Below are 13825 nucleotides of genomic sequence, written 5' to 3'. Positions count from 1 at the left end.
ACAGCTTAATAAGTTCATCATAGAACAAATACGGCGTCAGATCACGGGGAGACGGACTGAAAGCCATAGAAACAAGTACCTGCGCAAACCGATCGTAAGTATCGGGCGGGACACCTAGGGAGAGGAATCATGACCTTCACTTGGAAGGTGAGCGCTGGACTATTGTCCTTTGCTCTCCTGAGCGGCACGGCTCTTGCCGAGCCCAAGACGAACCTGCTGCATCAATGGGCGACCGGCTCGGACGCCGCCGCCGTCGCCAAGCTGGGCGAGATGTTCACCGCTGCCGGCGGCAAGTGGGAACAGACCTCGATCGCCGGCCACACCGCCAACACCCTCGCCAAGCTCCGCGCCGACGTGATCGCCGGCAATGCGCCGCCGGCCGTCCAGCTCAAGGGCCCGGAGATCGCCGAGTGGAACGCCACCGGCATGACCGCCAATCTCGACGAGCTCGCCGCCGCCGAAGGCTGGGAAAAGGTCGTTGCGCCCGAGCTGATCTCGGTGATGAAGCCGACCGGCAACTGGGTTGCCGCGCCGATGAACATCCACCGCATCAACTGGCTTTGGTCCTCGCCCAAGGTGCTGAAGGAAGCCGGCGTCGAGGCGGTGCCGAAGACCTGGGCCGAGTTCAACGCCGCCTGCGAGAAGGTCGTCGCTGCCGGCAAGATCTGCATCGCCCATTCGACCGCCGACTGGACCGATTCGACCGTGTTCGAAGTGGTCGTCTACGGTCAGGACATCGACCTGTTCCGCAAGGCGCTGGTCGAGGGCGACGTCGACGCGCTGCGCAGCGAGGGCATGGTCAAGGCCCTGACCCAGCTCCGCCTGATGACGTCGAAATACATGGATCCCGGCATGGTCGGCCGTGACTGGGACACCATGTCGGCAATGGTTGGTCGCGGCGACGCCGCCTTCCACATCATGGGCGACTGGACGGTCGGCCTGCTGACCGCGGCCGGCTTCAAGGAAGGCACCGACTATACCTGCAGCCAGGCGCCGACCGACTGGGGCAAGCCCGGCTTCATCCTGAACGCCGACAGCGTCGTGTTCTTCAAGCAGAAGGACCCCGACTACATCGCCGGCCAGCAGTTGCTCGCCAAGACGATCCTGTCGCCGGAGTTCCAGACCGCGTTCAACCAGGCCAAGGGCTCGATCCCGGCCCGCATGGACGTCGACCTGTCGACCGGCTTCAACCCCTGCCAGCAGCTTTCGCAGAAGGACCTGCAGGCTTCGATCGAGGCCGGCACTCTGGTGCGCTCGATGGCCCACAACATGACCATTCCGCAGAAGTATCGCGGCGCGATCATGGATACGGTCACCGAGTTCGTGAACACGCCGGCCATGACGTCCGAACAGGCGGCGACCGCGATCGCGGATGCCGTCGAGGCCCAGATGTAACGAACCGCGTTCCGGGCGCGATGCCTCCGCGTCGCGCCCGGTTCCCTGGTCAGGCTACATCACCCTTCCAGCACCTGCGCCGTTCTTGACCTCTCGCCTCAAGGGAGAGGTCGACAGCGATGGCTGGCGGGTGAGGGTCTGCGGCCTCACCGGATGGTTCCCTAAACCCTCACCCGGCTCTTCGAGCCGACCTCTCCCTTGAGGTGAGGTGAGAAGCCCGGGTCCCCAGGATCCGGCTCACAAGGACAGGGCCAGCAATGTCGACAGTTCCAATGGATGCCGGCCGGAATTCCGCGTCGGCGGCGCCCGGCCCCACCTGGCGGGAGCGTCTCGCCCGGATCTCGCCGATCCTCATTCTCGCGCCGTCCTTGGCGGCGTCCTTCGTCTACATCTTCGTCTTCACGATCTGGACGCTGTATATCTCGCTGTCCAACTCGTCCTTGCTGCCGAGCTACGGCTTTGTCGGTCTCGACAACTACGTTTCGCTGTGGAGCAACCGGCGTTGGAACATCGCCTACAGCAATCTGTTCTTCTTCTCCGCCTTCTACATCGTCGGCGCGATGGGCATCGGCCTCCTCCTCGCCGTCCTGATCGACCAGCGCGTGCGCGGCGAGGCGATCTGGCGGACCATCTTCCTCTATCCGCTCGCCGTGTCCTTCATCGTCACCGGCACGGTCTGGAGCTGGCTCTACAACCCGACCGACGGCATCCAGATGCTGGTGCGCAGCCTCGGCTGGACCGATTTCAACTTCGCGCTGGCTTCCGACCGCAGCACGGCGATCTACGCCATCATCATCACCGGCATCTGGCAAAGCTCGGGCTTCGCCATGGCGCTGTTCCTCGCCGGGCTTCGCTCGGTCGACCAGGACCTGATCAAGGCGGCGCAGATCGACGGCGCCTCGACCTTCCGGACCTATCGCCGGGTGATCCTGCCGATCATCTCGCCGATCTTCCTGGCGGTCGCCGTGGTGCAGATCCAGTTCGCGATCAAGACCTTCGATCTCGTCGCGGCGCTAACGCGCGGCGGACCCGGCATCTCGACCACCTTCCCGGCCATCTATGTCTACGATCTGATGTTCCAGCGCGGGCAGATCGGTGAAGGCGCCGCCGCCGCCATGATGATGCTGGCAGCGCTTGCCGTGGTGCTGGTGCCCTACGCGCTGTTCGTGGTCTGGCGCCATCGCCGGGAGAGCCGTCCATGACCGACGCCACCATCGCCGCGGTCCATGACCGTGAAGCCGCCGCCGCCTCCCGCCGCCACTTCGTCAGCCGCACGGTCATCTACGCGCTGCTGACGATCTTCGCGGTGATCTACCTGGCGCCGCTGCTGATCCTCGTCTTCAACTCGTTCCGCGAGCAGCCGGAGATCGCGCAGAACGGCCTGATCGCCTTCCCGCGCAGCTTCCAGCTGAAGGCCTGGGCGGAAGCCTGGAGCACCTATTGCATCGGCGGCACCTGCGAGGGCATGCGCCGCAACTTCCTGAACTCGCTCTGGATGGCGGTGCCTGCCACCATCCTCTCGACCCTGCTCGGCGCGATGAACGGCTACGTGCTGTCGAAATGGCGCTTCAAGGGCTCGGAAGTGCTGTTCACGCTGATGCTGCTCGGCGTGTTCATGCCGGGCCAGATCGCGCTGATGCCCTGGGCCTTCCTGCTCGGCAAAGTCGGGCTGACCAATTCGACCTACGGGCTGATCCTGATCCACGTCGTGCAGGGCATCTCGTTCACAACCCTGTTCTGCCGCAACTATTACGTCTCGATTCCCGACGACCTGATCAAGGCGGCGCGCATCGACGGCGCCGGCTTCTGGCGGATCTTCCGCAAGATCATCCTGCCGCTGTCGCCGCCGATCCTGATCGTCACCGTGATCTGGCAGTTCACCGGCATCTGGAACGAATATCTGTTCGGCGTCGTGTTCACCTCGGGCCGGGAGCAGCCGATCACCGCCGCGCTCGTGGCGCTGACTGCCAGCGGCACCAATGTCCGCGCCTATGACGTGATGAGCGCCGCCGTGCTGATCGGCGCGCTGCCGCCCCTGCTCGTCTACTTCCTCGGCGGCAAGTATTTCGTCCGGGGCCTCACCCAGGGAGCGATCAAGTGATGACCTGCTCCCCTGATCTTTGCTGCAATCCGATGAGGCTCGCATGTCGTCCCTGACCATCCGCAACCTGCGCAAGAGCTTCGGCGCCGTCGAGGTGCTGAAGGGCATCAACATCGAGGCGCGGACCGGCGAATTCATCGCCTTGGTCGGGCCTTCGGGCTGCGGGAAATCCACCCTGCTCGCCATGATCGCCGGGCTCGAAAGCGTCTCCGAGGGCGAGATCCGCATCGGCGACCGGCTGGTCAATTCGGTGGCGCCGAAGGACCGCGACATCGCCATGGTGTTCCAGTCCTACGCGCTCTATCCGACCATGACGGTGCGCGAGAACATCACCTTCGGCATGGAAAGCCGCGGCGTGCCGAAGCCGCAGCGCGACGAGGCGGTGAAGCGCGTCGCGGCGCTGCTGCAGATCGAGCCACTGCTGAAGCGCAAGCCCGGCCAGCTTTCCGGCGGCCAGCGCCAGCGCGTCGCCATGGGCCGCGCTCTGGTGCGCGACCCCAAGCTGTTCCTGTTCGACGAGCCGCTTTCCAACCTCGACGCCAAGCTGCGCGTCGACATGCGCACCGAGATCAAGAAGCTGCACCACCGGGTCGGCAAGACCACGGTCTATGTCACGCACGACCAGGTCGAGGCGATGACGCTCGCCTCCCGCATCGCGGTGATGCACCAGGGCCAGGTGCAGCAGTTCGACGAGCCGCAGGTGGTCTATGACCGCCCGGCCAACATGTTCGTCGCCGGCTTCATGGGCTCGCCGGCGATGAACTTCATCCCCGCGACGCTGACCACCGATGCCGAGGGCAAGCCGGCGGTTTCGATCAAGGCGACGGGCGGCACGTCGGTGCTGACGCTGCAGGACGGCATCTCGCCGGGCTCAGCGGGCCGCGACGTCATCCTAGGCGTGCGGCCGGAGCACATCTTCCGCTATTCGCACGAGTTGAAGGCCAGCAAGAAGAGCATCGCCAGCGTCGACGCGCCGGTCGAGATGGTCGAGCCGACCGGCGCCGAGACCATCGGGCTGATGCGCTTCGGCGAGCTGGAAGTCACCGGCCGCTTCGACCCGGACGAGGCGCCGCGCATGGGCGAGACGATCACGCTGGGCATCGACATGTCGCATGCCTGCCTGTTCGACCCCGTCACCCGCAACCTCATCTAGCCGCGCAGCCGACGGGCCAGCCTCCATGACCTTTGCCAACTACCCAAGCCTTTCCGGGCGCGTCGTGTTTGTGACCGGCGGCGCCTCCGGCATCGGCGCCGACATCGTCCGCGCCTTTGCCGGAACCGGCGCGAAAGTCGCCTTCGTCGATATCCAGGCGGATGCCGGCGAGGCGCTTGCCGAAGAACTCGCCGGCGCCGAGCACAAGCCCCGCTTCTACCGCTGCGACCTGACCGGCACCGCCGCGACGCAGGCGGTGATCGCCGAGGTCGGCCGCGCGCTCGGGCCGATCGGCGTGCTGGTCAACAATGCCGCCAATGACGACCGGCACGAGATCGATGCGGTGACCGAGGAATATTGGGACTGGGCGCAGGCGATCAATCTGCGCCCGCAATTCTTCACCGCCCAGGCCGTTCGACCACAGATGCAGGCTCTTGGCGGTGGCTCGATCATCAACTTCTCGTCGATCGCCTGGCGCGGCGGCGCGCCGAACATGCCGGCCTACACCACGGCCAAGGCGGCGGTGCTCGGCCTGACGCGCAGCCTGGCGCGCGCCTTCGGTGGCGACAACATCCGCGTCAACGCGATCGAGCCCGGCGCGGTGATGACCGAGAAACAGCACGCGCTCTGGTATCCGACGCCGGAAAGCGTCGACGCTCTGGTGAGCCGGCAATGCATCCAAAAGGTGCTGCTGGGCGACGAGATCGCCCGCACCGTGCTGTTCCTCGGCGCCGACGACAGCCGGATGATCACCAAGCAATCCATCATCGTCGATGGCGGCCTGATCTAGCGCCGCCCGCAAAACCCTTCGGCAGATTGGAAATGCCATGCTGCAAGTCGGACTGAACCCGTATGGATTGACCTACTATCTCGGCCTGCAGGGCCACGGCACGCCGCGCGCCAATCCGGAAGGACGCGGCCTTGAAGGTTTCATCGAACTGGCCGAAGAGCTTGGCGCGAAGACGCTGGAGATCTTCGAGCCCTGGATCGCGCGGCTCGACGATGGCGAGGTCGCGGCGCTGAAGGCGCGCTTGGCCTCGCTCGGCATGACGCCGGTGATCAGCAGCGGCCTGAACCACGGCCCGCTCGACAGCGCGTTTCGCTCGGCCGAGCGGCTGGATGCCAAGCAGATCCGCGTCTGCCTGACCTCGGTGCTCTGCGGCGACCGCAACGCCTGGGGCGAGAAGTGGCACGAGCTGGTGCGCGGCGTGCACGCGGCGCTGGCGCTCTATGCACCGCGCGCCGAGGCCGAGGGCCGGACGCTGGTGATCGAGAACCACCAGGATTTCACCAGCGACGAGTTGGTCGCGCTCTGCGAGGAGGTGGGTCCCTCCGTCGGCATCTGCTACGACACCGGCAACACGCTCCCCGTCGGCGAGGCGCCGCTCGATTTCACCCGCCGCGTCGCGCCCTGGGTCCGGCACGTCCACCTCAAGGACTACAACGTCCAGTTCACCGATGAGGGTTTTCGCCTCGTCCGCTGCGCGATCGGCGACGGCGTCGTGCCGTTCGCCGAGGTGCTCGCCATTCTGGCCGAACATCACCCGCAACTCACCGCCGTGCTGGAACCCGGCGCGCTCGACGTTCGGCATGTGCGCCTGCTGACGCCGGACTGGTGGAACGGCTATGCGCCGCGCAGCGCCCGCTCGCTCGCCGCCTGCCTGCTCGCGGCGCGGCGCAATCGCCTCTCCGACGACGCCGACTACCGCACCCCCTGGGAGCGCGGCGAGGATGGCGCGCTCGTCGCGTACGAACTCGACATGATCCGCAGGAGCGTCGCCAACATGCGCTCGCTCGGCGTCATGCCGTGACCTTTCGCACCCCATTCCCTCGACACCGAAATCCAGAAGGAGCTCGCCAATGAGCAAGGAACTCGCCGGAAAGATCATCTTCGTCACCGGCTCGGGCCGCGGCCTGGGCCGCACCATGGCCGAGAAGCTGGCGAGCCTCGGCGCCGACGTCGCGATCCACGATCTAGAATGGACGGGACCGGCCAAGTATGGCGAGGCGAAGGATCTGGGTGAAGTCGCCGCCGAGATCGCCAAGCATGGCGTTCGCACCGTCGCCGTCACCGGCAATATCGGCGACCCCGCCGCGGTCCAGAAGATGAAGGAAGAAATCGAGGCCAAGCTCGGCACGGTCAACGTGCTGGTCAATTGCGCCGGTGGCGATATCGGCGCCTCCGGCAACAAGCCGAAGCCGAACGACGCGCTCCACATCTCGTTCGAGGACATCACCGTCCTCACCAACAACAATCTGATCGGTACCATGCTGGTCTGCCAGGCCTTCGTGCCGGCGATGGTGGCGGCCGGCAGCGGCTCGGTCATCAACATCGCCTCGGCGGCGGCGCATATGGGCTGCTCGCCGGAAGTCGTCTATTCGACGCTGAAGGCGGCTGTCGTGCACTACACGCGCTGCCTCGCCAAGGAGCTCTATGAAGAGGGCGTGCGGATCAACGCGGTGAGCCCCGGACCGACCAAATCGGCCCGCTTCCAGGCGACCCGCGTCGTCGACCCGGTGAAGATGGATTCGTCGGGCAAGTCGTTCAACCGCTACGCCGAACCGTCCGAGATCGCCGACGCCGTGGCGTTCCTGGCAGGCCCGGGCTCGAAGTTCATCAACGGCCAGGTGATCCGCGTCGATGGCGGCCTGACGCTGTTCCCGGGGTAAAGGCAAGTCCCATCCCGGACAACCGGCCGGAACGCAACCATTATCCTGAGGTGCCCGGCGCAGCCGGGCCTCGAAGGAGGGTCCAGGGAGCGCCCGCGTCCGGCGGTCGAGGGAGCTCCGCTGGATCCTCCTTCGAGGCTTCGCTGACGCGAAGCGCCTCAGGATGATGGGAGAGCTACGACATCCGATCGCACGCCGCCTCAGGCGGGCGACCTGGCACCGCAGTCTCCTCAGGCGAAGTGAGCCAGAGAACCGGCCTCAATAATCCCACTGCGCGCCGATGCCGAGCTCGTTCGAGCCGTCGGCGCCGGCGGCGCCCTGGATGCGGATGTTGCGGGTCACGTCGACATCAACCGTGACCTTGCTCGAATCCGGCGTCGTGCCCTGCTGGACGCCGACATAGATCTTGTCGTTCAGCCGCTTGCCGGCGCCGATCTGGCCGCCCTTGCCGGTCGAATCCGTGCCGATATTGAGCGCATCGACGCCGAGCGAGCGGCGAATCGAATCGACCACGCCCGGCCCGCCGCCGGAGAACTGCGCCACCGTCTGCGCCACCTGCAGCGCCTGACCGGCGGTCAGCGTGCTGATCGAGCGGCCGAACAGCAGCCGGGCGATCACCTCGTCCTGCGGCAGGGTCGGCGTCGAGGTGAAGCTCACCTCCGGCGCCGAGGCATTGCCGGCGATGATGATGCTGGCGACGACGTCGCCGCCCGACGTGTCGGCCTTGAAGTTCAGCTCCGGATCGAGGCTGCCATTGAAGGTGATGGTGCCCTCGGTGAAGGTGAGCTGGCGGCCGACGACGCTGAAGCGTCCACGCCGCAGGTTGAATCCGCCCAGCGTGATCATGTCGGCCGTGGTGCCGCGCAGCGTCAGGTCGCCGCCGAATTCCGCGTCCATGCCCATGCCGCGCACGAACACGCCGTTGGGGGCCGAGACCTTCAGGTCGAGATCGGCGACGAACGGGCTCGGTGCCTTGGCCTTCTTCTTGGCCGTGGCGTTGGCGCGGTTCTGCGCCTGGGCGCGGATGCCGCCCTTTACCTGTTGCTTGCCGCCGGTGTTGACGTGGCGCACCTCGAGCGGATCGATGCCGCCCGCGATCTTGTCCGGGATGTTGATGTCGAGGCTGCGGACATTGATCTGGCCGGCGATCTTCGGCCGTGTCGCGACCGGGCCCTGGATGTTGATCTTGCCGTCCGCGACCAGGCGCATCAGGTCGCTGGAGACCAACGTCGCCTTCTGCAGCGTCATCTCGACGGCGGCCGGGAAGCCCTGTGCCGGGTCGAGCGCGATGTTGCCCTTGCCGACGATGCGGCCGCCCTGGACGGTCTGGGCCGAGAAGGACGACACCGTCACGGCGCGGTCGGAACCGGTCAGCACCGCCTCGATGTTGGAAAGCGCGATGCCGTTCAGCGAGTCGTTGTAGCTGGCGCCCGAGACCCGGATGGAGCCGGACGCGCGCGGCGCCGAGGTCGGGCCGCCAAGCGCCGCATCGACCACCGCCTTGCCGCGCAGATTTCCGCCGGAGGTGGCAAGCGCCGTGTTGGCGATGGCGAGATCGATGGCGCCCTTGATCTTCAGGTCCAGGTCGCCAGCGGCGATCGGCACCGAGCCGTTGATCGTCAGGCCGGAAACCGAAGGCGCGTTGATGGTCGCCTGGACGCCGACGCGGCCGCCGCCCAGTTTTCCGCGCGCGGAAATGTCGAACGGTCCGAGGCCGGCGCGGGCGATGTCGGCATTGGTGAGTTTTGCCACCTTGAGATCGTAATCGCCCGCCGGCGCGGTCGCCTTGCCGGTGATGCGCGCGGTGCCGCTCAGCGTGCCGCGCATGTCGAGCGTCGGCGCGGCGAGCGATGCCAGCGACAGCGGCAGGTTGCGCAGGTCGACATTCAGGTCGAGCGTTTCGCCGGCCTTGCCGCTGATCGTGGCGCGGCCGTCTCCGGTCGCCTGCGCCAGCCGGTCGATGGAGACGCCACCCTTGGCGATGGTGATGTTGGACGGCGCCGACAGCGTCACATTGGTGCCGGCGCGGGAGATCTTCAGCGCATCGAGGCGGATATTGGTGTCGGCGCCGGCCGGCGAGATGCGCGCCTTGCCGTTGATGCTGGAGCCGAGCAGCGCGGTGTCGAGCGTCACGTCGGTGGCGGTGCCGGCGCTCTTCGCCGTCACGGTGGCGCTCTCGATGACCTGGCCGCCGGCGCGGACGCCGCCGAGCACGGCCTTGCCGTCGATTACCGGTGTGCCGAAAAGATCCGCGATACGGGCGTTGATGTCGGCCCGGTCGACCCGGTTGCCGGCGACGTCGATGCCCTGCGCCTTGGCGTCGATCGCGACGCGCTGGGCGCCGTTCGAGGCATCGAGCACGACGGTCGCATCCAGCTTGCCGGCGATGTCGGTCAGGATCAGCGCCGAGAGGTCGGCGAGGTTGGAGGCGGCGATGGTGATCTTGCCGTCGATCAGGCCGGAAGCGGCCAGCGCCGCCGCGCCCTTGGCGCGGACGCCGCCGATCGCCAGGTCGAGATCATCGAGGCGGCGGCCGCCATCGGCAAGCGAGGTCAGCCTCGCGCCGCCCTTGGCGGGCTTGCCGGCCAGCTTGCCGTCGAGCGCCACCGTGCCGCCCGGACGGCCCGTCAGGTCGGTGAGATCGACCGAAAGCGTCAGGTTCTCGATCGGCTTGTCCATGGCGACGCCGGACGGAATCGAGACCTTGCCGGTGAGGCCGAGCGCATCGAGCCCGCCGGTGAAGCGGAGGTCGGCATTGGCAGCCCCGGAGATGCGGGGATCGAACTGCTTCAGATTGGCGAGCTTGACCCGCGCGGTCAGGTCGGCGGCGGATTTCTCGATGCCGCCATCGACCGCGACGTCGAGGCCCTTGGCGGCGAGCGTCAGCCCGTTGACGGCGATGCGGCCATCCTCGGCCAGCGACACCGCGCCCTTGATCCGGCTCTCGCCGGCGAAGAAATCATCGACCTGGGCGATGCCCGTGGTGATCGCCTTGGACGAGCCGTCGAGCTCGAGCGCGATGCGACGGGTCGAGGGGTCAGCGTCGATCCTGGCGTCGAGCACGGCGCTGCCCGAAAGCGGCCGGCCGGCGAGCCCGGAGAAGGCGGCGAGGTTGAGCCGGTCGAGGCGCAGCGCGCCCTGGACGGATTTCGGTGCCGCCGTGCCGGTGAAGGCGAGATCGAGCGGCTCCAGCGTGACCTTGGCGTCGGTCAGCACGGGGCCGGCTTCGCCGAGCGAACCGGCGGCGGTGAGCTTCGCGGTCTTGCCGAGGGCGGCGGCAACCTTCGGGTCGTCGGCGCTCAGGCCGGCGGCATTGCCGTCGACGGTGAAGGCGAGCCCGCCCGCGGCCGGGGTTGTCTTGGCGACGAGGCTGACGTCGGTGGCGCCATAGCCGGCGCCGGAAAGGTTCTGCGCGGTCAGCGTCGCATCGACCGAGGGCGAGGCGAACGCGCCCGTCACGGCGGCGTTCAGGCGCCAGCCGGACCAGGTGACACCCGGCGCGAAGGCGGCGAAATGGGACGGGTCGCCGCCCACCAGGTCGAGCTTCAGATCCGCGGTCCTGGCGGAGGTGTCGAGCTGGCCGACCAGCGCCAGGCCGAAACCGGCGGCGGTGGCGTTCAGCCCTTCCAGCGCGATGCGCCCTTCCGGCCCGACAATGGCGGAGCCCATCAGCGTCGTCTGCCCGCTGAACAGCGGCCGGATATCGGGCGGCACCAGGCCGGCGATCTCGCCGGCGAGATCGAGCATGACGCGGCGGCCATTCTCGACCTGCTTGACGGCTGCCGTGCCGCCCAGATGGCCGGCGGCGCCCGCGTCGAGCGCGATGCGGCCGTCCCAATTGTCGAGCGGGGCGTTGCCCTTGACCGAAAGCGACAGGGCGGGAAGGCCCTCGATCTGCGCCAGCCGCGCGACCAGGCCGCCGGCCGGCTCGCTGGCGGTGACGTCGAGATAGAGCGAATCCGTGCCGTCGCCCGGCGCATAGCGGGCGCGGCCCTTGATCTCGCCGGGCGCGTCCTCGCGCACCAGCGCGAAGTCGAGCGCCAGCCCCTCGGCCGGGTCGACCAGGCGAGCCGAGGCCTGCAGGCGGAGAACCGCCGCCATGCCGAGCACGGGCTCGCCAATGTCGATCCGGGCGATATCGAGCTGATCGAGCGCGACGCGGATGAACGGCAGGCCGTTGCTGGACGACGTCGAGGTGGAGGGCGGCAGAACGGGCTTGCGCGAGACCGCGACCCGTTCGGCGGCGAGATCGCTGATCGCCACCTTGCCGGAAAGCAGCGACATCGGATGCCAGGCGAGACGCAAATTCTCGATCTGGGCGAACGGACCGGTGGCGTCGGCGACGTCGATGCGCGCGACGCTCATGTCGGACGGCACGAAGCCGGAAATGCCTTCGATGCGGACGGTCAGCCCGTCACTGCTGGCAAGCTTGCTGCCGACGCTGGCGAGCATGCGCAGGCCGGGACCGGTCTGCAGGAAACCGAACAGGGCGACGAGCGTGATCAGGACGGCGATGAAACCGACGCCGAGCCAGCGCAGGATGGTGAGGGCGCGGGGCATCAGAAGGATTGTCCAAGGCTGATATAGACGCCGTACCCGGCATCGCCGGGCTCGGGATTGAGCGGAATGGCGACATCGAGCCGGACCGGTCCGATGCCGGTATAATAGCGCAGACCGAGGCCCGCGGCATAGCGCAGGTCGCCCAAGTCCGGCACCGAGCCTTCGGAAGCGGCGCCGATGTCGACGAACGGCACGAGCCCGATCGTGTCGGTGATCTTCACGCGCGCCTCGACCGAGGCGGTGACGAAGCTGAGGCCGCCGATGATGTCGCCATCGGCATTGCGCGGGCTGGCCGACTGATAATCATAGCCGCGCAGAGAGCCGCCGCCGCCGACATAGAAGCGACGCTGCGGGGGCACGTCGAGCAGGTCGGCGCCGAAGATCGTGCCGGCCGAGATCTTGCCGGCGAGGATGTAACGCTTGTCCTCGTCAAAGGCGCGATAGGCCGCCAGCGAACCCTTGAACATCATCGGGCCGGCGCTGGCCTGGCCGAGATAGGCGAAAGGCTCGAACGTGCCGCTGGCGCGGATGCCCTTGGAAGGATCGAGCGCATTGTCGGTGGTGTCGTAGGCGACATCGATCGGCACGCCGACGATGGTGTCGTCGCGCGAACCGTTGGTGTCCTGGACGTGCGACTGCTCGAGATCGAGGCCGACCTGGACCGAGAACTGGTCGCTATAGTTGCGGCGAACGCCGCCCGTGAAGGTCACGCCCTCGCGGACATAGGCGTCGGTCACCTCGCGCAGGACCGCCGCCTGGGCGACGAGATCGTCGATCGGCGTCCAGATGCCGGGCTTGCCGAAGGTGGCAGCGAAGCGGTAGCCGAACGGATTGGCGTCGGGCACCGCCTCGGACTTGCCGCCGAACCACGAGAGCTGACCGTCGAGGCGTAGCGTCTCGGCGCCGCCGAACAGGTTGCGGTGGCCCCAGAAGGCATTGATCGACGAGCCGTCGGTCGAGGAATATTTCGCGCCGAAGCCGACATAGCGCGGCTTGCGCTCGGTCACCTCGACATCGACCGGCAGGCGGCCATTGGCGTCGAGCTTGGTGCCCTCCACGACGCGAACACCGGAAAACGCCTCGTATTTCAGCAGAGACTTGCGCGTATCGGCCAGGCGCTGCGGCGAGAACATCTCCCCGGGAATGATGCGCACCCGCTCCTGGACGAAGGACGGCCGCACCTTCTCCGTGCCGGAGACGGTGACCTGGCCAAAGGCCACGGCCGGGCCGGGGCTGACGACATAGGTGACGTTGACGAGGTTGGTGGCGTGGTCGGCGACCACGTCCTTGTCGACTACCTTGGCGAAGGCGTGGCCTTCCTTGCGGTAGAATTCGGCGATCCGGCCCTCGGCGTCGAGGATGGTCGACGACTTCGCCTCGTCGCCGGGCAGCAGGCGCAGGCTCTTCAGCGTCGGCGCCATGGGCAGCGGCCGGCGACGATCGGCGTCGACCAGCGAGATCTCGCCGAAATGGAACAGCGGCCCCGTCGTGACATCGACCTGGACGGGCACCGGCCCAGCCGGACGCGCCGCCTCGATCACCTGCAGGATATCGGGCGCGTCGATATCGCGGCCGGCGATGGTGATGCGGATGGAGCCGGCATAATAGCCATTCGTATAGAGCGCGGCGGTGATCTGGTCGATGTCGGAGCGCGCGCGGCGCAGCAGCCCGGCCGCGCCGGAAGGCGGCGACTTCTTCATCGACTCGAGATTGGAAGCGGCGGTGATCGCCTTGCGCAGCGAACGCGGGGCGTCGATGACATTGATCGTCGGCTTGTAGGCGACGGCGTCCGCGACCGGCTCTTCCTTGGTCTTGCCAAAGAACGACCGGATTCCGCTGAAAAACCCGCCATCCTGCGCGTAGCCCGCCGACGAGCCCACCATAACCAGCACAAGGGCCGAGGCGAGAGTCTGGGGCAACCGGCGCCGCAAACGTTTGCCGCGCGG

Annotated in this window: 9 protein-coding genes; 7 read left to right on the top strand and 2 right to left on the bottom strand. The window is 67.4% G+C overall.

The genetic code is table 11. The annotated features are described in order from the left end of the window. The first annotated feature begins 129 nt into the window (after positions 1 to 129). The 7 genes from ACHMWQ_RS05355 (at position 130) to ACHMWQ_RS05325 (ending at position 7319) form a co-directional block, all read left to right on the top strand. A complete protein-coding gene (locus ACHMWQ_RS05355) occupies positions 130 to 1395 on the top strand; it encodes an ABC transporter substrate-binding protein (RefSeq protein WP_396306668.1) in 1266 nt (421 codons plus the stop codon). A gap of 257 nt (positions 1396 to 1652) precedes the next feature. Beyond that, positions 1653 to 2597 (top strand): carbohydrate ABC transporter permease, encoded by a 945-nt coding sequence (locus ACHMWQ_RS05350; RefSeq protein WP_396306667.1) that lies wholly within the window; start codon positions 1653 to 1655, stop codon positions 2595 to 2597. Beyond that, complete coding sequence (locus tag ACHMWQ_RS05345) at positions 2594 to 3496, top strand: carbohydrate ABC transporter permease (protein WP_354553480.1); 903 nt, start codon at positions 2594 to 2596, stop codon at positions 3494 to 3496. Before ACHMWQ_RS05350 ends, ACHMWQ_RS05345 begins: the two co-directional genes overlap by 4 nt. Positions 3497 to 3539: 43 nt before the next feature. After that, positions 3540 to 4649, top strand: coding sequence for an ABC transporter ATP-binding protein (locus ACHMWQ_RS05340; protein ID WP_396306666.1), 1110 nt, complete (start codon positions 3540 to 3542; stop codon positions 4647 to 4649). A gap of 25 nt (positions 4650 to 4674) precedes the next feature. After that, positions 4675 to 5439 carry an SDR family NAD(P)-dependent oxidoreductase gene (locus tag ACHMWQ_RS05335; protein ID WP_396306665.1) on the top strand — a complete coding sequence of 255 codons (765 nt, stop codon included), beginning with the start codon at positions 4675 to 4677 and terminating at the stop codon, positions 5437 to 5439. Between the two features lie 37 nt (positions 5440 to 5476). Then, positions 5477 to 6460 (top strand): sugar phosphate isomerase/epimerase family protein, encoded by a 984-nt coding sequence (locus ACHMWQ_RS05330; RefSeq protein ID WP_396306664.1) that lies wholly within the window; start codon positions 5477 to 5479, stop codon positions 6458 to 6460. 49 nt (positions 6461 to 6509) lie between these two features. Continuing rightward, positions 6510 to 7319, top strand: coding sequence for an SDR family oxidoreductase (locus tag ACHMWQ_RS05325; RefSeq protein ID WP_354553476.1), 810 nt, complete (start codon positions 6510 to 6512; stop codon positions 7317 to 7319). Positions 7320 to 7577: 258 nt separating this feature from the next. On the opposite strand, the gene ACHMWQ_RS05320 is transcribed toward ACHMWQ_RS05325, so the two are convergent. Together ACHMWQ_RS05320 and ACHMWQ_RS05315 are read right to left on the bottom strand one after the other, a co-directional pair. Then, on the bottom strand, positions 7578 to 11879 hold the full coding sequence (locus tag ACHMWQ_RS05320; RefSeq protein WP_396306663.1) for a translocation/assembly module TamB domain-containing protein: 4302 nt from the start codon (positions 11877 to 11879) through the stop codon (positions 7578 to 7580). Next, positions 11879 to 13798, bottom strand: coding sequence for an autotransporter assembly complex family protein (locus ACHMWQ_RS05315; protein WP_396306662.1), 1920 nt, complete (start codon positions 13796 to 13798; stop codon positions 11879 to 11881). The genes ACHMWQ_RS05320 and ACHMWQ_RS05315 overlap by 1 nt, the downstream gene beginning before the upstream one ends. Positions 13799 to 13825 lie beyond the last annotated feature (27 nt).

This window comes from Kaistia sp. UC242_56 (assembly GCF_044452255.1).
GTDB classification, from domain to species: domain Bacteria; phylum Pseudomonadota; class Alphaproteobacteria; order Rhizobiales; family Kaistiaceae; genus Kaistia; species Kaistia defluvii_A.
This window is presented reverse-complemented; position numbering and strand designations above follow the sequence as displayed.